General features: G+C 65.9%; 19 protein-coding genes. 9 read left to right on the top strand and 10 right to left on the bottom strand.

The window, feature by feature from the left end:
• Positions 1-7 precede the first annotated feature (7 nt).
• Both VGU65_RS07195 and VGU65_RS07190 read left to right on the top strand, forming a co-directional pair.
• Positions 8-685: a lasso peptide biosynthesis B2 protein gene (locus tag VGU65_RS07195; RefSeq protein ID WP_327474150.1), complete on the top strand. Its 678-nt coding sequence runs from the start codon at positions 8-10 to the stop codon at positions 683-685.
• Positions 685-2,403 (top strand): asparagine synthase-related protein, encoded by a 1,719-nt coding sequence (locus tag VGU65_RS07190; RefSeq protein WP_327474148.1) that lies wholly within the window; start codon positions 685-687, stop codon positions 2,401-2,403. Before VGU65_RS07195 ends, VGU65_RS07190 begins: the two co-directional genes overlap by 1 nt.
• 129 nt (positions 2,404-2,532) lie before the next feature.
• Here the strand turns inward: VGU65_RS07190 and VGU65_RS07185 are convergent, their stop codons facing one another.
• On the bottom strand, positions 2,533-4,626 hold the full coding sequence (locus VGU65_RS07185) for an Atxe2 family lasso peptide isopeptidase (protein WP_327474147.1): 2,094 nt from the start codon (positions 4,624-4,626) through the stop codon (positions 2,533-2,535).
• A 59-nt stretch (positions 4,627-4,685) separates the two neighbouring features.
• Entirely contained in the window at positions 4,686-7,340 is a 2,655-nt protein-coding gene (locus VGU65_RS07180; protein ID WP_327474145.1) for a TonB-dependent receptor domain-containing protein, read from the bottom strand.
• Between the two features lie 239 nt (positions 7,341-7,579).
• On the opposite strand from VGU65_RS07180, the gene VGU65_RS07175 reads away from it, so the two are divergent.
• The gene (locus tag VGU65_RS07175) at positions 7,580-7,900 is read left to right on the top strand and encodes a helix-turn-helix domain-containing protein (protein ID WP_327474254.1); all 321 of its coding nucleotides are present in this window, start codon (positions 7,580-7,582) and stop codon (positions 7,898-7,900) included.
• A gap of 39 nt (positions 7,901-7,939) precedes the next feature.
• Here VGU65_RS07175 and VGU65_RS07170 read toward each other — a convergent pair whose 3' ends face one another.
• Positions 7,940-8,857 (bottom strand): hypothetical protein, encoded by a 918-nt coding sequence (locus VGU65_RS07170; protein ID WP_327474143.1) that lies wholly within the window; start codon positions 8,855-8,857, stop codon positions 7,940-7,942.
• Positions 8,858-9,069: 212 nt separating this feature from the next.
• On the opposite strand from VGU65_RS07170, the gene VGU65_RS07165 reads away from it, so the two are divergent.
• Positions 9,070-9,537 (top strand): GNAT family N-acetyltransferase, encoded by a 468-nt coding sequence (locus tag VGU65_RS07165; protein ID WP_327474141.1) that lies wholly within the window; start codon positions 9,070-9,072, stop codon positions 9,535-9,537.
• On the opposite strand, the gene VGU65_RS07160 is transcribed toward VGU65_RS07165, so the two are convergent.
• Complete coding sequence (locus VGU65_RS07160; protein WP_327474139.1) at positions 9,515-10,045, bottom strand: hypothetical protein; 531 nt, start codon at positions 10,043-10,045, stop codon at positions 9,515-9,517. The two genes, VGU65_RS07165 and VGU65_RS07160, sit on opposite strands and share 23 nt — an antisense overlap.
• Before the next feature lie 582 nt (positions 10,046-10,627).
• Here VGU65_RS07160 and VGU65_RS07155 point away from each other — a divergent pair.
• The 3 genes from VGU65_RS07155 to VGU65_RS07145 all read left to right on the top strand — a co-directional run bounded on the left by VGU65_RS07155 (position 10,628) and on the right by VGU65_RS07145 (position 12,048).
• Entirely contained in the window at positions 10,628-10,762 is a 135-nt protein-coding gene (locus VGU65_RS07155) for a hypothetical protein (protein WP_327474137.1), read from the top strand.
• Between the two features lie 38 nt (positions 10,763-10,800).
• Positions 10,801-11,667: a hypothetical protein gene (locus VGU65_RS07150; RefSeq protein ID WP_327474135.1), complete on the top strand. Its 867-nt coding sequence runs from the start codon at positions 10,801-10,803 to the stop codon at positions 11,665-11,667.
• 147 nt (positions 11,668-11,814) lie between these two features.
• Positions 11,815-12,048, top strand: a complete 234-nt coding sequence (locus VGU65_RS07145; RefSeq protein ID WP_327474133.1) for a hypothetical protein — start codon at positions 11,815-11,817, stop codon at positions 12,046-12,048.
• A gap of 191 nt (positions 12,049-12,239) precedes the next feature.
• On the opposite strand, the gene VGU65_RS07140 is transcribed toward VGU65_RS07145, so the two are convergent.
• Both VGU65_RS07140 and VGU65_RS07135 read right to left on the bottom strand, forming a co-directional pair.
• Complete coding sequence (locus VGU65_RS07140) at positions 12,240-12,827, bottom strand: DsrE family protein (RefSeq protein WP_327474131.1); 588 nt, start codon at positions 12,825-12,827, stop codon at positions 12,240-12,242.
• Between the two features lie 119 nt (positions 12,828-12,946).
• Positions 12,947-13,663: an energy transducer TonB gene (locus tag VGU65_RS07135; RefSeq protein WP_327474129.1), complete on the bottom strand. Its 717-nt coding sequence runs from the start codon at positions 13,661-13,663 to the stop codon at positions 12,947-12,949.
• Between the two features lie 299 nt (positions 13,664-13,962).
• Between VGU65_RS07135 and VGU65_RS07130 the strand changes: the two genes are divergently transcribed.
• Positions 13,963-16,386: a PAS domain S-box protein gene (locus tag VGU65_RS07130; protein WP_327474127.1), complete on the top strand. Its 2,424-nt coding sequence runs from the start codon at positions 13,963-13,965 to the stop codon at positions 16,384-16,386.
• A 341-nt stretch (positions 16,387-16,727) separates the two neighbouring features.
• On the top strand, positions 16,728-17,471 hold the full coding sequence (locus VGU65_RS07125) for an EAL domain-containing protein (RefSeq protein WP_327474125.1): 744 nt from the start codon (positions 16,728-16,730) through the stop codon (positions 17,469-17,471).
• 498 nt (positions 17,472-17,969) lie between these two features.
• Here the strand turns inward: VGU65_RS07125 and VGU65_RS07120 are convergent, their stop codons facing one another.
• The 4 genes from VGU65_RS07120 to VGU65_RS07110 all read right to left on the bottom strand — a co-directional run.
• Positions 17,970-18,506 (bottom strand): GNAT family N-acetyltransferase, encoded by a 537-nt coding sequence (locus VGU65_RS07120; protein ID WP_327474123.1) that lies wholly within the window; start codon positions 18,504-18,506, stop codon positions 17,970-17,972.
• A 206-nt stretch (positions 18,507-18,712) separates the two neighbouring features.
• Entirely contained in the window at positions 18,713-18,883 is a 171-nt protein-coding gene (locus tag VGU65_RS15705; protein ID WP_524537786.1) for a glycine zipper domain-containing protein, read from the bottom strand.
• A 76-nt stretch (positions 18,884-18,959) separates the two neighbouring features.
• Positions 18,960-19,865 (bottom strand): 1-acylglycerol-3-phosphate O-acyltransferase, YihG family, encoded by a 906-nt coding sequence (gene yihG / locus VGU65_RS07115; protein WP_327474121.1) that lies wholly within the window; start codon positions 19,863-19,865, stop codon positions 18,960-18,962.
• A gap of 106 nt (positions 19,866-19,971) precedes the next feature.
• Positions 19,972-20,665 (bottom strand): energy transducer TonB (locus VGU65_RS07110; RefSeq protein ID WP_327474119.1); only part of this gene is annotated, 694 nt, incomplete at its 5' end.

The following is a 20,665-nucleotide window of genomic DNA, read 5'->3' as shown; positions in this document are numbered from 1 at the left end:
ATAACGAATGGCTCACTATGTTTTGCGAGACGACCTCTCGTACTGCCGGGTAGGTGAGCGACTGGTCTTCCTGGACGTCGGCAAGGATCGCTACTTCCATCTGCCATGCCCCTTGGAGCAGGCGCTGACCGCGTATCTGGATGGGGCGGGATGTTCGGACACCGATAGGAGCGATCTGATCAAACGCTCCATTCTGGTTGAGCAAACGGACATTGCGGCCGGCAGCCGTCCAGACGCCAAGCCAGCCACCCGCAGCGCCATGGAGGCGACAAGCCAGTCGCGGAATCTTCGCGTGTCCGAACTGATAGAAGTTTTTGTGACCGTCCTCGTCACGCGAATAGCCCTGAAGATCTCCACTCTCAAGAGCATCCTCGATGGCCTTACGGCGGATAGACACGCCCAGGCAGCGAGAAGCGAGCCGCTCGCAGAATTTCCAGAGCGGCGCGTCTGGGATGCGGCCGCTGCGTTTCGCCGTGCGCGACTTTACGTACCGATCGAAATGCGGTGCCTGCTGGATTCCATTGCGATGGCGAGATTCCTGCTCAGAAGACGAGTCCCCACGCACGTCGTCTTCGGCATCGCCATCGATCCCTTCTCAGCGCATTGCTGGGTGCAGGTCGACGACCTCGTCCTGAACGATACCGTCGGCAATGTCGCCTCTCACACACCGATACGGGTCGTGTGATGTATCGATACATCGCCTTGCTCGACGGGCGTTGCCAGGGAAGCGGCGACGGAGAGAGGCTTCGAGCGCTTGGGCTTCAACACCGCCTAACCTTGGGGCGCATCGATCTGTATACCGCCGAAGACACGCCTGTACGTTCGCTGGCATCCGGTGGCGTGCTGATCGGCCACATCTTCCCTCGCGAGGGAAAGACTCCAGATGAGAGTTTGGATCTATCCAATCTTCCTGCCAGACACAAGCTTGCCGAGTTCCTCATGGAGGAGTTCTGGGGCGAATACCTGCTGCTTCATCCGCCCGGAGACGGCTCCGATGCCGCTACGGTCATGCGCGACCCATCTGGCGGTGTCAACTGCATCTATTCGCTTCGCGAGCGTTTCATCACCTCCGACATATCGATCGCGACGCAGTTGGGCCTTTACAGCAGGGAGATCGACTGGGACTTCATCCGCAACAACCTGGTTTATCCACACCATAAGGCTGGCCGCACCGGCCTTGTCGACCTGCGCGAACTACTACCCGGTTGCCAGCTCAACCTATGTGGAAACCGGCACTCTACGGAATTGGCGTGGTCTCCATGGACCTTTGTCTCTCGGCAATGCAGGCACCGCGATCGGCATCAAGCTGAGATCGATGTTCGCCGCGCCGTGTCATTCGCGGTGAAGCGGTGGGCTGACACGGATCAATCTCTTCTGCTGGAGCTCTCCGGGGGATTGGACTCCTCCATTGTGGCCTCTTGCCTTCAAGACACGACCGCGCGCGTGGCGTGCTGCAATTTGGTCACGCCTGTACCCGGCGCCGACGAACGGAGATACGCGTCGCTGATGGCGGATGTTCTGGATGTGGAGCTTCATGTCGAACGGCTCGGCTTCACTAGAACGCCGCTCGATTTTCGCCCGCCTCCGGACACGGTCGCCCCGAGCACTTGGTTTTTGCAGCACGCCGCCAATGAACTGAGCGAGGCGATGGGCACGCGACTTGGCGTCAACAGCTTCTTCTCCGGCGGTGGCGGCGATACCGTCTTCTGCTACACCCGGACCGCGGCACCCGCTGTCGATGCCCTCAGGGAGCGCGGAACGATCGCGGGCATCCGTGCGGTCCGCAACCTCGCCGAACTCCATCAATGCACCTTCTGGAAAGCGGGCAAGTTGGCTCTGAGGAAGCTGCTCGCTCCGCCGAAGCCACCGCGAAAGCCGGACGTGTCGTTCCTGTCCGCCACGCTCGCGCATGAAATGCTCGAACCCCACCCCTGGTTTGCTACGCCACGCGACGCGCTGCCCGGAGACCGCGAACGCATCTTCGATCTCGCCGGCACCCAGGTCTTCAGGGACGGGCTGGCGCGCGGCGCACGGCGACATTTGCGCATGCCGCTGCTGTCCCAGCCTGTTCTGGAAGCCTGCCTGAGGGTTCCAAGCTGGATGTGGATTGCCGAGGGTCGAAATCGCGCTGTCGCCCGGGACGCGTTCGGGGACACCCTGCCCCCGGATATCCTGCATCGCCGGAGCAAAGGGACTTTCATGAATTACTCCGGGGCGGTCTACCGCCAGAACAAGAACCTCCTCAGGGAGTACCTGCTGACGGGCCAGCTCGAGGGGAAAGGGCTTCTCGACGCCGATGCCCTACGGAAGTTCTTCGACCGCGACCTGGCCGCCCGGGACGACCGGTTCATGCGGATATTCGACTTGTGCGCTGCCGAGAGCTGGATCCGCCATCAGCACTAGCGGGGAAGCGCAAAAGCCTCGGGTGGCTATCATTCTCGGGGGGGCCGAAATCCCGAGCGCTCTTAAGACTCGAACCTTGAAGACGCTGGACCCCGGATATCGCCCTGCGATTGGGGAATGACGCGCAAATCAGTGGCCCGCTCGTGGCCCGCGCTCCATCCGCAAGTTCGTCCGCATAGCGCGCCAGCGTACGTATTGCTCGGCCTTTGCTGGATCCGGATCCTCGTGTCCCTGCAGCCAGAAGCGGAACCAGTCGAGGTTGCGGTTGTACGCGGCCAGCTTGTGCCGAGGCTGGAACTTCTGGTGCGGCTCGTTCGGAAACACGTAGAGGTCTGCCCGTTGCTCGCGTATGAGCGGAATCTCGTAGTCCAGCGCATACATGTATTCCTGTTCGGAGTGCTGGAAGAGAATGGGCGCATGGATCTTGTCCAGTTGGAATGCTGGTGAGAGCACGCTCCAGCGCTGCGGCGTTTCGCTTGGCGACCCCAACCCCCACAATTCCCGCAAGCCCTTGCGGAAGGCTTTTCCCTTGATGCTGCCGATCACGTAGTAGAAGGGCGACACGACCGGCGTGGCGACCGATGCGGCCGCCAGCAGGCCCGAGTTGGCGACCGTCCACATCGTCACCTCGGCGCCAAAACTCAATCCGCCCATGCCGACTCGCGCACGGTCGATTTCGTGTTCCCTGGACAGCCGTTCGACCGCGCTCTCCGCCGCTGCCAGTCCCTCTCCATATCGCGCGACCGCATCCATCGTGTAGCCAGGGCGTCGGTTGATGCATAGCGCCGAAATGCCAGCCTGCGCCAGCGAGGCCAACGGCCACTCGTCCCCTACCCCACCGCGTATGAAGCCAGGACAGCTGTAGTAAGTGATGAACAACGGCGCTGGCCCATCGCCACCGCGCCGCGCCGAATAGAACTGGCCTGTGAACCATTCGCCCCGCTTGTCCTGCCATTGCAGCAAACGCGCGGGCGCGACGTCGGCAATGTCCTGGGCTAGCGCCTTATTGGGATCGAACAGCACAAGACGTTTGCCGATTTCCAGATCGACCTTCTCCAGCCGCGGCGGACGATCGGCTTCCGCCGTTACACACACCAGCGCATCGGCCGATGCGCCACAGTTCCATGTGGGATCACGTCCACCGTTGACCAATCCTGCAGTCTTCACAACCGTGCGAACCTCGCCGGTTGCCACGTTCCATCGAAGGATCGACTGCGCCAATCCCTGGCGAGGATCCGTGACGGTAAACAGCACTTCGTCGCTGTCCGGGCGCCACTGAACCGCAGTGATGGCCTTGCCCGTGCACAGTGCCGAAACGCAGCGAACGGCCCGGCCTGCATGCGCGCGCGGCAAAGCGGACAGCAAGACATCGGGGCGCTGTTGCTGGCCCCTGCGATCGCCGATGCGCGTGAGCCAGGCCACTCTGTCGCCTTGAGGCTCGCGAAGTGACTTCCACGGATCTCCATCGACACCGACCTTGTCCGGAGCTAGTGATGGCACGGAAGGTACAGCCGAGACCGCAATCGCCCGGCTCGCCCCGGTGGCAATATCGATCTCTGTCCAGCGATCCGGCGCATCGGCCAGCAGTGGGAGACGGTCGAACCAGACCTTGCTAAAGCGCTGCGTTGCCATGCGCCCGCTGACGTAGCCCGAGCGGAACAGGCCCTGGCCGATCGGCACGGAATCGTCGATGTGGATGCCCTGGTCGTACTCGGCCCGCTCCGCCGACCGGACCTCCTCTCGGGTCGCGCCGACGCTGTACCTGAGCACACGGCCGCCCTCGCCCAAGGCGAAATCGCGCACGTCCGCCGCGTCATGCGTCAAAGGTTCCGAGCCGGAGCCATCCGCCGCCGCGCGCCACACATCGATCTTTCCGTCGACCAAGGCGCGGTAGAAAATCCAGCGATTGTCGGGTGACCACACCACCTCGGGGGGCAGCGATTCGCCCGCCGAGTCGCGTAGCGGAACGCCGCCATCGGCAATGCGCCTCGGCAACGGATCGCTCAGGCCCTGCACGTACCAGACAGTGTCGTAGGTATTGCGCGCCACCGACGCACGCTCGACCCGGAACGCCACGCTGCGTCCGTCCGGCGATACCGTTGGGCTTGAAATGTCGGCTACTTCCAGGAGTCGACGGGGCGAAACGAGGCCCGCATGACAGACGGAAGCACAGGCCAACAAGGCACCCGCAAAGAGCAGGGGCCGCACGACGCAACTGAGCATGGACAGTCACCTCTCTGCCACCGTGAGGGATGCCGGCCGTAGCCGGCTTCCACCGGGCATCACCAATGCTTGGACGCGGAAAGGCTCAGGAAGCGGCCGATCGCCGAGTAATTGGTCGAGTCATAGGGCGCTACGTAGAGCGGCGACGCGACCCGATACAGCGGCGGGTCGCGATCGAATGCGTTGTCCAGGGCCAAGGCGAATTCCAGTCCCGACCAGGCATCGCCACGCCTGCCGGTGGCATAGCGAATGGCCGCATCGAACGTGTTGAACGAGGCGGATTTCACGTTGTCGACCCGGTTGGTCACCCCGCTCCGATAGTTGGCGAAGACCGAAGCGCTGAACCCACCCCGCGTCCACACCGCACCAGCGCGGCTGCTGACTTTGGGCGGATTAAACAGCGTGCCGGACAGGGCGAATTCCGGTGCGGCGGGAACGGTTTGCTGCCTGCTTTCCAGCCAGCTTGCTGACCCACGGAGCGACAACGTGCCCTGCCCCAACTCCAGCTGATAGGAGCCAGACAGATCGACGCCCCGAATGCGCTGCCGGGCAGTGTTGGCGTACTGCGTGTAGATGATCGCCGCAACCTTGCCTGGGTCGTAAGGCGCCCCGACAAAGTTGTAGAACTTCCCCGCGCCCGCGATGACGTCCGCCTGCGCCTGGGAAGTCGGTGCGGCGTCGACGAATGGCGCGTAGATCGCGCTGCTCAACGCCTGGCTGGCATTGGCAATCGGCTGGATCACCCGGTCGCGGTAGTCGATGCGAAACCAGCTCAGCTCCGCCTCCAGCTCACGCAACGCCTCCGGATGAAGCGCCAACGATACCGACCGGGTGGTGGCACGCTCCGGCTGGAGGTTCCTGTTGCCGCCATCCAGCACCAGCACGGTGGCATCGGCGGGGTACCCGGTACCGCCGAAGCTGCCGGGAAAGAACAGATAGGCGTTCTGCGCATAGTTCTGCTCGAAGAGCGTGGGCGCCTTGAAGGACTTGCCCCAGGAGGCTTTCAGGCTGAAGTCGGGGTTGGGGCCATAGAGCACGCCCACCTTTGGCGTCGTCACGCCACCGAAGGAGCTGTAGCGCTCACCCCGCATTGCGGCCGTTACGTCCAGACGCTGGATACCAGAGACCTGTTGGTCGGGTCCGATCAGCGGCAGATTGAGTTCTGCATACGCAAACCTGGCGCCTTCGCTGCCCCGGAAGGCATTGGCCGTCGTGACGCGGTCGACATCGCGAAACTCGTTCTCCCGGTAGCCGATGCCGGCCGCCAGACGTGCATTACCCCCCGGCAGCCGAAACAAGGGTCCTTCGGCACCAAGCTCATAGCTGCGGCTATCGTTGCAGTAGCAGGCGTCGGTGACGATCGCCGCGCCGTTCGCGATCACGGTCTGCACTCGGTGCTCTTGGTGCTCGCTTCTGCCGGATGTCGTACCGAGCGACAGCGACCAATCATTCGGCAGCCAGACCTCCAGGCCGGGCGACACCAGGGTGGTCGTCGTGGTCGGTGTGGCCCGGGTGCTCGTACCTCTGTAGTTGTACATATGCAGCTGGTCGCGCGTGGTGCGCATGGCGTCCAGATGGAGCTCGGCGAAGTCCCCCAACGACTGATGCACGCTCAACAGGCCGCTGTGCAAATCGCTGCCGGGATACAGAGTGGATGGGTCGACCAGTTGCGTGGCGTAGCTGCGTTGGCTGCTGTAGATGGGGTCGATCGAGGTGTCCATGTAAGTCGCGATGAGGCCACCATTGCGCCAGGTGGTGCCCGCGGTGATGTCGTACTCGCGGCTAGCCAGACCTCCCTGGGTTGCCTTGCCGAAGCGCGTGCCGACGGTCACGCCGTCGAAATCCCGCTTTAGGATCACATTGCCGACACCGCCCACCGCATCGGAGCCATAGATCGCCGAGGCACCGTCGGGGACGATCTCGATCCGATCCACCGCGTCCACCGGTATTGCACTGATGTCCACCGCCTGGGTGAAGCCACCATAGGCCATGCGGCGCCCGTTGAGCAGGGTCAGGGTGGCATCGGCCCCCAGGCCACGCAGGTTCAAACTCGATCCGCCCGTCAGGTTCTGGTTCGCATTACCCGCGCCGGCCAGGTTGCCGCTGAGCACGCCCGGGTTCTGGCCACCCGAAAAGTTCTGCGGCACGCTGCGGATCACCTCGCCGAGGTCCGCGAATCCTTCCTGCCGGATCTGCTCGCTGCCGATCGTGACGACCGGTGACGGCGTGGTGCCGCCACGGATACGCGTACCCGTGACGGTGACGGTCGCCAGGTTGCTCACCGCTGGTGCGGCCGTGGCGTCCGTCGTCGCGCCGGTGGCCCGCTCCTCAGGACTGCTGCGCTCCTGCACACGCTGGATCACGACGATGGTGTCGCCGACCTGCCGGTAGGTGAGGTCCGTGTCCTGCAGCAGGCGACCGAGCGCAGCGCGCCAACTCATGCGGCCGTGGACCGCCCTCGCCTGCCGGCCCGCGACCAGCCCGGGCGGATAGTCCAGCCGCAGGCCGCTTTGCGCGCCGAGGGCATCGAGGGCTGCCGCAAGCGGCCCGCCTGGCAGATCGAGCTCGATCGGCGCGAGCGCATCGGCCGCCGGGGGCTGGCCCGGCGCCGTGGCATCGGTCACAGCCTGTTCGGCCAGGACCAACCCGGTCGTGCCCGTGGCGGCGACGAACAAGGCGATGGAAATGGCATTGCGTAACGTGCTTGTCTTCATGGTGCGTCCTTTGCTTTCCCCTGGGTTGGCCGCTCGCGTACCGGCCGGCGGCACGGTCGTCGGGCGAGATCGGTTTGCGTACAGGCCGTGCGGGCGCAGGCGCGCCGTCGCCGGCCAGCAGCGCGTCGTCGGGCAAGGCGATTGCCGCAGAAGCGCCACGGTGTTACTTATACGGTAACAGACAGGGCAAAGGCAAGGCTTCATGCTGGCTCGACGACTCCAATGCCCGTGCCAATACTTTGGACGACGCCCGCCTCATCTTCGCCAACCGCTTACGCGCTGCCCGACTGGCTGCAGGCCTGACTCAGGAAGCGCTGGGCGTCGCCACCGGAATCTCGGCTGACGTGGCGCGCACGCGGATCAACCGCTACGAGCGTGGCGTCAACGAATGCGATCTACGCACCGCGAAGAAACTCGCCGATGCGCTCGGCATGCCGCTCGCGGCGCTCTTTGCCGATACCGACGAAATCGCCGAAGTGATCGTCGCCTTCGCAAAGCTGACGCATGCGGAGCAGCGGACGGTGGTGAACGAGCTCAAGGCTCGCGCGGGAAAGCGATAGGCCGCCGGCCGCGTCCCGTTTCCTCGCCCCTCGGCGGTCTCAGCTTCCGTAGAAAGGGATGCCCGGCCGAAGCACGAGCTGGAAGAACAGCAGCAGGCCCACCACCGCGGCGAGCGGATAGGCGAGCGACGGAGCGGCAGCGCCACCGCCAGGCCGCACTTCTCGCACGCGCCAGGCGCCCGCCTGGATCCACGGTATCCCGCATAGCATTACCAGTAGCGGCACCAGCAACACCTCCACCAGTTCCCGCGGTACGCGGAACGGGATGATCAGCGCCGTCCCGGCGAGCGCCGGCAGCGTCACCATCCGCAACACCAGGCGCATGCGTGCAGCGGGACCGGCGACGCGCGCCGGCGTATCGGCCAGCTCCAGCGCCGGCCTGCACAACCGCATCGCGATCAAGGGCATCAGGCCGAGGGCGACTAGGGCCGCGCCGATGCGTGCGCCCTCGCCCAACTGCAGGTAGGTCATGGCCATGCCGACGTCGCTGCCCGGGCTCAGCGCACCGATCACCACCTGCGGGAGCGCCATGAAGCAACCGCAGTACGCCATCCAGAACACGAACAGCCGGATCCCCGTCGACCAAGGCCGCGGACGCCGCAGCAGGCACAGGCAGAGTAGGCCGACCGACAGGGTCGCCAGCGCGCCGGTGCCCTGGAACAGGCTCGCGAGCGGACTGCTGCCCTCCCATGCGTGGTTGTTGTGGTAGAGGGTCGGACGCAACCCGGGCGTCAGCGCCTTGGGCAACACCAGGAACAGTTCCTGGATGAAGAACGTCAGGTTGAAGGCGAACACGTAGACCAGCATCGATGCTGCGGCGAACCGCCAACTGCCGCCGGCCGACGACGCGGCATCCGCACGCCGCGCCGATACGGCGCCCGCCAGCCCCAATCCCAGCGGAGCGGCAATGACCGTCGCCGCCACAGAAGCAAGCAGCAACGCGGTACCTGTGGCCATGTGCCGACTCCCTTGAAATGTAGCGGCATGGTGCAGGTGGATGCCCGCGTGGTCGATAGGCTGTCGGTCATGCCTCCTTGCGAACCGCAAACAGGGACCTGAGTTTTGAGAAGCGGATCCAGCTCGAGCTGCCTTTGCCTCGCGGATTCGCCGCGACCCAGCCAGCTGCTATCGTCCCGCGAAGCACCCATCTCCGCTTGCACGTGATTCCCATGGACGATCTCCCCGACGTTTCCGTACTGCGCGACACCGAAACCGAACGGGCGGCGCAGTGGATCTACCAGGAGTGGGCGCGCTTCGAGTCGGCCGAGACCTGGGCGCAGAACCGGCGGGACATCGCCGATGCGCTGGACCCCGCCGTGCGCGTGCCGAAGTTTTTCGGTGCGCGCCTGCACGGCGAACTGGCCGGTATCGCCAGCATCGTGCCGCATGACCTGCCCACGCGGCCGGATCTCGGCCCGTGGCTGGCCAATGTGCTGGTGCTGCCGGCATGGCGGCGTCGGGGCATCGGCGGCGCGCTGGTGAAATACGTCATGGACTACGCCGCGCCGCTCGACACATCGATCTACCTGTACACCTTCGATCAGGTAGAGCTTTACCGGCGCCTGGGTTGGCAGACGCTCGAGCAGGACCAATACGTCGGCAGGCCGATCACCCTCATGCGGTACCCGCCTGGCTGAGCGGCCTGGGCGCGTCCGGGCGGCGGGCCAGCCAGTCGTGCTGGCCGACCTGGTCGCGCTGGCCCTGCTTCAAGAGATCCAGCAGCTGGGTGGAGTAGCGATAGCCCTCGCTGGACGGCTCCAGAAAGGCACGCATGGTCGGGCTGCGGTTGTACAGGCCCTGCATGTACAACAGCCACACCTGGTAGGTCTCCGCGTCCAGCGCGCGGCGGTGCAGGATGATGTTTTCCATGTGGTCGCAGATCAGCTCGTTGACCGCCAGCACCTTGCTGCGCAAGGGCTCCTCGGTCGGCGCGGGGGCACCGTCGTAGAAATACGGCCGGCACTCCGGATTGGCGATGAATATCTGCAGGATGCTGCCGCCGACGTTGTAGATCTCCCAGCTCGTCTGCGTCTCCAGCGCCTCGCGGTCGCCCTTGAGCTGGTTGCGGATCAGCAGGAATCCCAGGGCCGCCACCAGGGGCGACGCCCAGGTGCCGAGCACGGTCCATTGTTCGAGCGTAAGCATGCTTGCAACCGCCCCCTGCGGCTCGCGGCCGTCCGCGGGGATGGCCGAATCGTGGTTGGTGATGGCCGGCGACGCCGGGACGGCGATCTTGCACGGTCTGCGTGCCGCCGCAAAGGGCCGGCGTAGCGGAGCGCCCGTTTACCGCGCGAACGAGCCTTCGCGACGTCGTAACCCGACGCCTACCTGCCGAACTCCTCCTCGATGCGCGCCCACGCCAGCTTCCCGACGATGTCCTCGATGGCGATGCGGTTCACCGCGTCCAGCTCGGGCATGGGCTGGCCGGCCAGCAGGTCTACCAGCGCACGTCGATACCGGCGACAGGGTCTGCACTGTGGAGGCTGTGCCACTTCGCACCTGACGACGCCATGCAGATGCTTCCGTCACTGCCTGTCCACGTCGCTGGGAACAGCGTTAACGAACCCGGCGGCCATCGGGCCGCCCGCTGTCTTCCACGCCAGCGAACCACCGAAATTTTTTTCGGGGTCATGCCCACGAAAGCCGGAACCCGCCCGCATCGGCAACCCGCACTTTCATGGGTATGACGGAAGGTCGGTCATTCGAGTTCTTGTCAGGGAACAGCACATGAAACTTTCTTTGAACCCCTATCGCAGCTGGCGCAGCGCACAGGAGGGCGGCATCGGCTACGTGCTGCTGTGGCTGCTCGGCGTGCCGCTGCCGATCCTGATCATCATCGGCTTGATCCGCGGCTGCGCGTAAAGGCATACCGCGGTAGAGCCCGCCATCGAGGAACGAACATGGCATCGATCGAAGTGCAACAAGCGTCCGTGATGGATGTGACGACCCACCCCTCGCTGCGCTGGGGCGCCGTGATCGCCGGTTGGATGGTGGCCGCGGGCATCGCCCTGGTGCTGTACACCGCCGGCCTCGCGTTCGGCTTCCAGACGTTCGACCCGAACGATGCGGCGGCCACCGCCAAGGGCATCGGCACCGGCACCGCGGTATGGATGGCGCTGACCTGGATCGTATCGCTGTTTCTCGGCGGCATGTTCGCCAGCTGGTTCGACGGCCGCGACGACCAGACCGTCGGCTGCATGCACGGCGTCACCGTGTGGGGCCTGTCGATCGCGATGAGCGGCCTGCTGCTGGCGTTCGGCCTGTCCGGTGCGGCGGCCGGCGGCAGCGCGATGCTCGCCGGGGCCATGGGCGGCACGGATCACGGCGGCGGCAACGCGCACCGTGGAGACGCCCACGCCATGGCCGCCAGCAGCGACGCGGTCGTACGCCTGCACGGCCAGGTGGCGCAGCGCATCGTCGGCGCCGGCACGCACGCCGCGGCCGACCCGGCGGCGGTGAGCGCGATCAGCACCGCGCTGCTGGCCAACCATCCCGATACCGCCAGCGCGGTGCTCGCCGGCGCCACCGGCATGTCCCAGGCCGACGCCGACCAGGCCGTGCGCGGCCTGTCCCCGCAGGTCGCCGCCGCCCAGGCCGAGCTCAAGAGCGCCGCCGACAAGACGGCCCACTACACCGCGATGGCGATGTGGACGGTGTTCATCAGCCTGTTGCTGGCCTTGCTGGCGGCGGCGCTGGGCGGCTGGCTGGGAGCCGGCCACGTGCACCGGGTCTATCACCTGCGTCGGTATCCGCGCAGCGCCGTGTAGCGCTGAACCAGCGTCCGGCGGCGGCACCACTCGTTGCCGGACGCATCGGCAGCCGCCGGTCTTCCTGGGAGAGCTCCCTGCCGCGCTTGCTGCCCCCGCGGCACGACGCGCACCATGCATGAACCGAACAGCATGAGGCGCATGCACATGAGCACTCACAGATGCGACCGGTACACGGAACTGGGCCCATACATCGCGTGGCTCTCCAAGATCAATGACGGCGAATACACGATCGTCATCCAGATCGCAGACCATCCGCCAGAATGCGCCGACGCGCCCTTCGAGACCGAAGAGCAGGCCCTGCAGGCGGCCGACGTGTTCGCTCACCAGCTGCAGCAGTCGGCTCGCGGCGCCACCCTTGCCGGTCAGGCTGGTCCCTAGCCGTCTGCAAGGACAGAACAAACGCGGGTCAGAGGCCTTACGCAAAAGGCTTGCTCTGGCCCGTGTCTTTTTCGAGATAAACAAAGGACCGCGACGCTGCTCGAAAGGGCCCGCCGGGTTTCGCCCGACGAATACGCAAGCCGCGTTCGATGGGCCACCGTGTCCCTTTATGGGCACGGCGCGCCGCGCGCTCAGAGCTCCAGGTAGCTATAGCCCTTCTGCCCGTAGACCACGGTATCGGTCAGCGCCGACAGGCTGACGGTGACGTCGGGCACCACCGCGCTGTCGGGCAGCTTCTCCATGGCCAGCGCCTGCCCGCACACGAGCAGCTCGACGCCGGCCTGGCGCAAGGCGTGCACGAGCGGCAAATTGGGGTTCTTGGCCACCTTGGTAAAGTGGTGGTAGACCTCGTCGGTGGCCGAGGCGAGCGCGGCCTCGCCATCGAGCAGCGCCACGATGTGCACGTGCGAAGCAGGCACCTTGGACACGGCCATCAGGTTGACCAGCCGGGCCAGCCGATCCAGCGCATGCAGGCGCTCGCGCGGATGCTTACCGTCATCGGTCACCCGCACGAAGATGCGGTAGTCCGCGGCAGGGTCAGGCTGCACCGCCGCGTCCGGCCGCGGGTGGACCTTGCCGTAACCGGCGATCGCCGGTGTCACCCAATCGGACGACGGCGACTTGTCCGCCTCGCCCGCCCGCGCCGCCTGCCAGGGCAAGGCAAGCGCCAGCACCCACACCGCCGCCCAGACCCCGAAACCGCTAGCTGCGTTCTTCATGGCGCCCCTCGCTGTGTGTTTCGTTCGATCGAGTAATGCAAACCGGAGTCGGGGTCGACGGCGAAAAAGGTGCCTCTTCAGATCGCGTTTCCCCCGACCCGTGTCTCGCTTAACCAAAGTCAGCCGGCGGACTGTTTCTGGAACGGGCTATCGATTGCGACCGCCTCGCCCGAGGCGGGCGGCGCAGTGCCGGAATCGCCCGATACCTTGGGGTCCACGGCATCTCCGACTTGTCGCGAGAGACGGTCGGCGTCCTCTTTCGGCAGGTCCATCGTGAATAGGTACGCGGTACGGACGCGCGTGACCACAGCCTTGCCATCGATCAGCAAGGGCAGTTCGCGGCACCGGCTGAGCGCCTCGCGCACGGCGTCCTCAAAGACGCCCTGATGATCCGTCGCAGCGCCAGCCGCCTTGAGCACCCGGAACCCCTTGATGGCGCCGTCGGGCTGGACCATGTACTCCACGGCGAGCGCACCCGACTTGTTGAGCTTGCCCATGCGTTGGGGGTACCTCGGCGCTACCGCGTAGTTCATGTACGGACCGTTGCGCAGGTAGCGCAGGTCCACGCCGAAGTTGCCGTCCTCGCGCTTCACCACCTGCAGCATCGCCGTGGCCCAGGTGCGCCCCGTGGCGGGCCTGCCCGACGCCAGCACCGGCCGGAAGCGCCATTTCGACGCAACCTGCTCGGCAGCCTGCGCCAGCACGGGCGGCAGCGGCCCGTAGCGCGGGGGCAGCTTGACCAAGCCCCCGGGGCCCGGCATCAGCAAAGGCTGCGGGTCCATGACCTTGGCGGCCGCGATCTGGCCCTGCGTATCGACATCCAGTTGCAGGGTCACGGGCTGCTCCCGCACGACCTGTTGCGCAAACGCAGCGGGCGCGAGCAAACACGCTGCTGCAATCCATCCCCATCGACGCATAGCCTTCCCTCCCGTTGGATTCGGCCCACTATCGAAAGCGCGCAAACGCCATCGCCATCCCGTTATTTGCCCCGGCACTTTACTTGTGTTTTCGATTTCGCAGGCAACTGACGAGGATGAACGCTGGCCCGCCTTGCGGCGGCACGTTTTCCGGGGCCATCGCGGGGGCTGTGCTAGACCGCAACCCAAGACCTTGGCCGCTCAATCATGTGGACCTCATGCCCACCTCCCTCGAACGCCTCCCCGCCAGCCAGTTCCTGCGCCGGGAGTACCGGACCATTCTCGACGACTGGGCGAAAGCGGTGCGTCCTCTGCTTTCCGATGGCACGCTGTCCGGCGAAGCGCTGCCCGACGACATGGGCGAACTCCTCGAACAGATCATCGAGCTTACCGATCGCGTGCAAGCGGGCGACGAGCGCGGTTCGCTGCCGCCGCCCGCGGCGACCGCCCACGCCCTGCAGCGGCTGGACCAGAGCGTGGATCTGCAGGAGGTCATCGAGGAATACTCGCAGCTGCGCCTGTGCATCCTCGACGTGATCGACCGCAAGCGCGTCTACATACCGTCAGCCGAATGGCGGCATGTGACCAGCATCATCGACCAGGGAATCGCTACCGCGGTCAAGGCGTACTCGGCCGCGCAACAGCGCACGCTCATGGGCCTGGACCGGCTGTCCCGGGCGGCGCTGGAGAGCGCCGCGCTCGACACACTGCTCAAGCAACTGCTCGATGTCTTCCTTGAAAGCGTGGGTGCGGCCGACACGATGGTCGTCCTGCTGCGCGAGGGCGACCGCCTGGTGACATACGCGTCTGCGGGGCTGGAGGGCCGGCTGGAGCAAGGCTACGCACTTGGCATCGACGAGGGCTTTGCCGGCCTGGTCGCTTCGACGTGCGCTCCGCAGCTGCTGCGTGATGCGGCCAGCAGCCCGATCATGAAAAGTTCCGTCGCCCGGGACGTGGGCGTGCGCGCCATATACGGCGTGCCGTTGCTGGCCGCAGGCGAGATGGTGGGCGTGGCCCACATGGGCTCCCTCACCGCCCACGATTTCTCCCAACAGGACAAGTATTTCTTTCGCGCCCTGTGCGACCGCGCGAGTACCGCCATCGTCCAACACCTGCTGCGCGAAGAGTTGAACCAGAGCGAGCAGCGTTTCCGCGCCACTTTCGACCAGGCGGCAGTGGGCATCGCACACGTGGCGCTGGACGGCCGCTGGTTGCGCTTCAATCGGCGGCTATGCCAGCTCCTGGGCTACGGCGAGGCCGAGCTGCACAGGCTGACGTTCCAGGACATCACCCACCCGGACGATCTGGCCGGCGACCTCGAGCTCATGCAGCAGCTGCTCGAGGGTCATATCCCTACCTATACGATCGAGAAGCGCTACATCCGCGGCGACGGCAGCGTCGTGTGGGCCAACCTGACAGCCTCGCTGGTGCGCGACCTGCAAGGCCGGCCCGAGTATTTCATTTCGGTGGTCGAGGACATCGCCACGCGCAAGCGCGCCGAAGCGGAGCGCGAGCGCAGCTGGCGCGCCGAGCAGAAGGCGCGGGCGCGCCTGGACGCGATCTTCCAGGCCGCACCGGTCGGCATAGGGGTGCTGGATACCGACCTGCGCTACCTGCACGTCAACGAGACGCTCGCGCGGCTCAACGGCAAGCCGGTGGCGGCCCACCTGGGCCGGCGCGTGGAGGAGCTCGTCCCCGCACTGGGCGAGCGCCTCGAGGCACTGCTACGTGGCGTCCTGGAGCGCGACGAGCCGGTGATCGGCGAGGAGCTGGCCCTTCCCGACCCGGACCATCCCGGCCGGACCAGGCACTTCCTCGGCAACTACGCCCCCGTGCGGACTGCGGCCGGCGAGCGCCTGGGGGTGGCCGGCGTGGTGGTCGACATCACCGAGCTCAAGCAAGCCCAGCTCGATGCCCAGGCCGCCACGCGGATGCGCGACGAATTGCTGGCCGTGGTGTCGCACGACCTGCGCTCGCCGCTCGCTTCGCTGCAGCTGAGCTTCGACATGCTCGGCCGGCACGTCAGCGGCGCCAAGGGCGAAAGCCAGGCGCTGCGCATGCTGGAACTCATGCGCCGCACGGCGGCGCGCATGGATTTTCTGATCCGCGATCTGCTGGACCTGGCCACTTTGCAAACCGGCCGCTTTTCGCTGCAGGCCGGATGCGTCACCGTGGCGTCCGTGCTCGAGGAGGCCTACGTCGTTCACCAGCCGCTGGCGCTCGAAAAGGGCCTGTCCATGCATCTGGCGAATGCGGCCGGCGACACCATGGTGATCTGCGATGCCGAGCGCATCCAGCAGGTCCTGGGCAACCTCCTCGGCAACGCGATCAAGTTCTGCGCACCGGGTGGCTCCGTGATGCTCGGCGCAAGCCTTGTCGAGGACGAGGTGCTGGTCTCGGTGGCAGACAACGGCCCAGGTGTCGCGCCGGAGCACCACGGGCTGGTCTTCGAACCGTACTGGTCGGCCCGCGACTCGAGCGCCAAGGGGACCGGGCTTGGGCTGTACATCAGCAAGGGCATCGTGCAAGCCCATGGCGGGCGCATCTGGGTGGAAAGCGAGCCCGCCACGGGCGCGCGCTTCGTGTTCACCTTGCCGCGGCAGGAGCTCGAGGCTGGACGGATGGCCGCAAATGGGGACTGACCACGTCCGACCCATTGGCTCACAAGTCGCGATGGGCGAAGAGCATCGAGCCAGGCGGCCGTTATCCCGGCAAAGCGATCAGATGCATCCCAAGATAACGTGAACCTGCCCCTGAGTAACCACGTCTACGCAGATGCCGAGCGCCAGCGCGCACGAAGCCTTAGGCTTGCCGCTTGCGTGGCCAAAGAAAATGGGCCCGGCACCATCCTGCGCGAAATTTCGGCTGGCCGCCCTCAAATGCGGAGGCAAGCTGCCGATGCAATGGGCGTGGCGGCTGCGGACGGTGTTCGGTGCCCCTGGAAGCAAGCCGGCAGGGCCCGGCCATCACCGGAGAAGACACAATGACCTCGCCAGCCTCCTGCGCCGCATGCCGCGACGGAGCCTCCCTCGGCTTCGACTTCAGCCTGGCCTTCCAGCCGGTGCTGGACACCGCCGCGCGCAAGGTATTCGCCTACGAAGCGCTCGTGCGGGGCACCGATGGCAGTGGCGCGGCCGGCGTGCTGGCGCAGGTCGATGCGGACAACCGCTACCGCTTCGACCAGGCCTGCCGGGTGAAGGCCGTGACGCTCGCCGCGGAGCTGGGCGTGGACTGCCAGCTCAGCATCAACTTCATGCCCAACGCGGTCTACCAGGCAGCCACCTGCCTGCGTGCGACGCTGGCCGCCGCGCGCCGGGTGAACTTTCCGGCCGAACGGCTCATGTTCGAGATCGTTGAAAGCGAGCAGTCGCACGATCATGCACACCTGGCGCACATCGTGGCGGAGTACGCGCGCCAGGGCTTTCTCACCGCGCTGGACGACTTCGGCGCCGGCTACTCCGGGCTGGCGCTGCTGGCCGACATCCGGCCGGACATCATCAAGCTCGACATGGCGCTGATACGTGGCATCGACCGCGACCGCGTGCGCCAGATCCTGGTCCGCCACACGCTCCACATGTGCGGGGAACTCGGCATCCGCGTGATCGCCGAAGGCATCGAGACCCTCGAGGAGTGGCAGACGCTGGAGGCCATGGGCGTGCACCTTTTCCAGGGCTACCTGTTCGCCCGCCCGGGTTTCGAGCACCTGCCGGAAGTGCGGTGGCCGTAGCCATCCCTGAGGGAATGGAGGTAGTTGACTCAGGGGCTCACGGTGGCCGGCGGCCTGCCCGGACAGGGCTTGCGCTCGCTTCGGTCGCGTGGTGGCAGTCGCTTCGACCGAAGCCGAGCCATGCCACGGGTGCCACGCGTGTTCCTGCCGGGTATTTCCCTGGTTTTTCAGTCGACCTGGCTAGCCATGGGATCAGTCGACTCGCTGCAGCGCCCGGTCACGGAAACTTTCGGGCTCGCCTTTTGGCGGATAGTGATACCAGGCCTCGTGAGGCGGCGACTGCTTGCAGCTAAGGCACTGCGTCCGCGCCCAGAAGTGTCCGCACCCAGGACAGCAGCCCGCCGTCCAGAAAGTGTTCCAGCGCGTTCCACACCCGGCACCCGGCTCGGAAGGCGCGCAGAACCAACGGCTACTTGCCGTGGGCTCCCAACGACATAGGGGGCAGTGAATGTGGGGCTGCTGCTCCGACACCGATGGGCCTCCTTACCAACGCCGACCTCAGACGAGCGTCCTGCGCCATACCCGGTCGTCGTAGACCTGGTCGCCGAGCCGGAACTCGCAGTGCCCCACCTCGGCAAAGCCGTGCCGCGCGTAGAAGCGCTTGGCCCGCTCGTTGTGGTCGAACACCGTCAGGTAGAGCGAACGGGCGCCGCGCGCGAGGGCCTCGTCCACCGCCCAATGCATCAGCGCTTCGGCAACGCCCTTGCCGTGCCACGATGAGAGCACGTAGATCTGCTGCAGCTCCATCGCGCCCGCTTCGCCGGGCGACCCCGTCCACGGGCGAAGCTTGGCGTAGCCGACCGGCACGCCCGCCTGCTCGGCGACGCGCCAGGCAATCGCGGGATCGGCCAGGTCACGGGCCATCGTCCCCGCGGGGCCGTAGGCCGTCTCGCAGAACGCATCGAAGGCCGCTCCGCCAAAGCGGGACTCGAACGTCTCGGTGAAGATGCGGCGAGCCACGGGTGGCAGTGCGCGGACGTCGCCCGGCAATGCGCTGCGGAAGGAAACGGGAGCGTGCGATGTGGGGTTGTCCATGCCTTCCTGCGGGGGAGCCGCCCTCGACTAGCCTTGAACGAACGCGTGCAGGAACTCCCTGCCGCGCGCGGATGGCTGCCATAACACGAACGCGATATGGGCGACCACTGCCCCTCTCCCGTCTATGCTTACTGGCGATAGCCGCCTCAAATGAAGAGGACGCCGCCAAGGGGCTTGTCCCTGGCACCTTTTGCTGGTGACCTCGCCTACTTCTGTCTCCTGCGCGCGGCTGCCTCCATGGCCACACCCACCGCGACGCCAATCGCCACGCCGGCGCCCACGTTGTGCATGGCCACCCCCATCGCGACCCCAATGGCAACGCCGATGGCGATTCCGGAGCCTGGTCGCGGGCGCCTGGGTTCTTTTGCTGCGTTCATTCGTTACCCCCTGGTTGGTTGCGTCCGAGTCAATCGGTGATCCCTAAAGGAAAGGGACGGAGGGAATCATGCCGCTTTAATTGCTCTCCGTCCCTTCAAGTTGCAATCGTTCCACATCGGCATCCTTTTGCGCCCACACCGCGTTGACCCAGGCCTGGAAGCGCTCGCGGAAGGCAGGGTCGTTCCCGTAGTCGCCGCGCAGGGCCGGTTCGATGGGACGTTGGCGCACCAGCACGCGGATGTCGCGGACGCGGCCGGCGATCAGGTCCATCATCGAGCCGGCGCCGCCGGCATAGACGAGGGTGACGTCCAGGATGGCGTGCAGGCCCTCGCCCATCGCGTCGAGCACGAAGGCCACGCCGCCGGCGCGCGGACGCAGCAGATGGCGGTAGGGAGAACCCTGCGCCTCGTGCTTGGCGCGGGTGAACCGCGTGCCCTCGACGAAATTCATCACCGACACCGGCATGTGGCGGAACTTCTCGCATGCGCGGCGGGTGGTCTCGCGATCCTTGCCGGCCAGCTCGGGGTGCTTCGCCAGCTGCTCGCGCGAGTGGCGCTTCATGAAGGGGAAATCCAGAGCCCACCAAGCCGGCCCCAGCAGCGGCACCCAGATCAGCTGGCTCTTGAGGAAAAAGCGCAGGAACGGGATGCGGCGGTTGAAGATCTTCTGCAGCACGGGGATGTCCACCCAGCTCTGGTGATTGCACAGCACCAGGTAGTTGCCGTCCGGCCGCAGCCCCTCCAGCCCCTCGATCCGCCAGCGCGTGCGCGTGAACAGATCGAACAGCACGCCGTTGACCCCGATCCAGCTCTCCGCGATCGCCACCAGCGCGCGCGACAGCGCCACACGCGCGCCACGCCACGGCAGCACGAGCTTGACCAGGGTGAGCGCGAACAGCACCACCACGTGCGCCACCGTGTTGGCGGCGAGCAACAGCATGGCAAGCGGGACGCGCAGCGGCGCGGGTAACGAGGCAAACATCGGGCTGGACCGTCGTGGGGAGCTGTAGCGTAGCGCGGCAGCCGTAGTCGCCTGACCTAGGCAGCTCTGGCCCGGTTATTTGTCCCTGACACCTTTTGCCCTCCACCTATCCCCCCGATTGCGTGGAGATGGGCTCCAGCGGGCTGTCCAGGGCTACCGCTTCATCGGGAGTCGGCGTTTGCATCGCGGCAGGATGACGCCACAATTTCAACTCTGGTTGGAGCTCATCGCATGTGCTGCCTTGGCCGTGGCATAGGGTGATTGGGAGCTGGATGCGAGTCGCGACGGGTCGGCCCCCAACCGATTCCGGGTCGGCCGTCCATTGCTGTACCGCGTGGCTGGCCGCTTCCCGGATGAGGCGGTCATGGCTCGTGAAGTGTGATTCGACGACCTGGACTTCGCCGATGTGCCCGTCGGGCCGCACGACTGCCTCGATCAGCAAATCGCCATGTGCCGAGTTGATCTGCGTGAGCGGCGGAAAGGGCACCGTCGTCGGGTGCAGGCGGGGACCGTTGGAGACGTAGACAACCTGCAATCCGAAATGGCCTTCATCGCGCCTGACCACCTGCAAGTGCACCATTGCGTAGGTCTTTGCGCCAACCGCCTGATCGTGGCTCCTGGCCGGCCTGAAGCGCCAATGCGACATTACTTCATGCGCCTGGTTGCCGATAGCTTCGGGAATCTGGCTGGGCAAGACAACATTTACCACTTGGCCCGCTGGGTCAACGTCCAACGCCACCCAAGCGCGCCAATCACGAACGACCTGAGGGGTTTGGCTTATTGCAGGTAGCGCGATCGCC

Origin of the sequence: Frateuria sp., assembly GCF_035943815.1 — a bacterium.
GTDB lineage: Bacteria > Pseudomonadota > Gammaproteobacteria > Xanthomonadales > Rhodanobacteraceae > Frateuria_A.
Note: the sequence above shows the minus strand (reverse complement) of the source record. Positions and strands in the feature narration are given on the sequence as shown.

What these genes read in the sequence shown, in the direction of transcription:
- VGU65_RS07195 (WP_327474150.1), top strand. Translation starts at nt 8, where the DNA reads ATGGCTCACTATGTTTTGCGAGACGACCTCTCGTACTGCCGGGTAGGT.
- VGU65_RS07190 (WP_327474148.1), top strand. Translation starts at nt 685, where the DNA reads ATGTATCGATACATCGCCTTGCTCGACGGGCGTTGCCAGGGAAGCGGC.
- VGU65_RS07185 (WP_327474147.1), bottom strand. Translation starts at nt 4,626, where the DNA reads ATGCTCAGTTGCGTCGTGCGGCCCCTGCTCTTTGCGGGTGCCTTGTTG.
- VGU65_RS07180 (WP_327474145.1), bottom strand. Translation starts at nt 7,340, where the DNA reads ATGAAGACAAGCACGTTACGCAATGCCATTTCCATCGCCTTGTTCGTC.
- VGU65_RS07170 (WP_327474143.1), bottom strand. Translation starts at nt 8,857, where the DNA reads ATGGCCACAGGTACCGCGTTGCTGCTTGCTTCTGTGGCGGCGACGGTC.
- VGU65_RS07165 (WP_327474141.1), top strand. Translation starts at nt 9,070, where the DNA reads ATGGACGATCTCCCCGACGTTTCCGTACTGCGCGACACCGAAACCGAA.
- VGU65_RS07160 (WP_327474139.1), bottom strand. Translation starts at nt 10,045, where the DNA reads ATGCTTACGCTCGAACAATGGACCGTGCTCGGCACCTGGGCGTCGCCC.
- VGU65_RS07155 (WP_327474137.1), top strand. Translation starts at nt 10,628, where the DNA reads ATGAAACTTTCTTTGAACCCCTATCGCAGCTGGCGCAGCGCACAGGAG.
- VGU65_RS07150 (WP_327474135.1), top strand. Translation starts at nt 10,801, where the DNA reads ATGGCATCGATCGAAGTGCAACAAGCGTCCGTGATGGATGTGACGACC.
- VGU65_RS07145 (WP_327474133.1), top strand. Translation starts at nt 11,815, where the DNA reads ATGAGCACTCACAGATGCGACCGGTACACGGAACTGGGCCCATACATC.
- VGU65_RS07140 (WP_327474131.1), bottom strand. Translation starts at nt 12,827, where the DNA reads ATGAAGAACGCAGCTAGCGGTTTCGGGGTCTGGGCGGCGGTGTGGGTG.
- VGU65_RS07130 (WP_327474127.1), top strand. Translation starts at nt 13,963, where the DNA reads ATGCCCACCTCCCTCGAACGCCTCCCCGCCAGCCAGTTCCTGCGCCGG.
- VGU65_RS07125 (WP_327474125.1), top strand. Translation starts at nt 16,728, where the DNA reads ATGACCTCGCCAGCCTCCTGCGCCGCATGCCGCGACGGAGCCTCCCTC.
- VGU65_RS07120 (WP_327474123.1), bottom strand. Translation starts at nt 18,506, where the DNA reads ATGGACAACCCCACATCGCACGCTCCCGTTTCCTTCCGCAGCGCATTG.
- VGU65_RS15705 (WP_524537786.1), bottom strand. Translation starts at nt 18,883, where the DNA reads ATGAACGCAGCAAAAGAACCCAGGCGCCCGCGACCAGGCTCCGGAATC.
- yihG (WP_327474121.1), bottom strand. Translation starts at nt 19,865, where the DNA reads ATGTTTGCCTCGTTACCCGCGCCGCTGCGCGTCCCGCTTGCCATGCTG.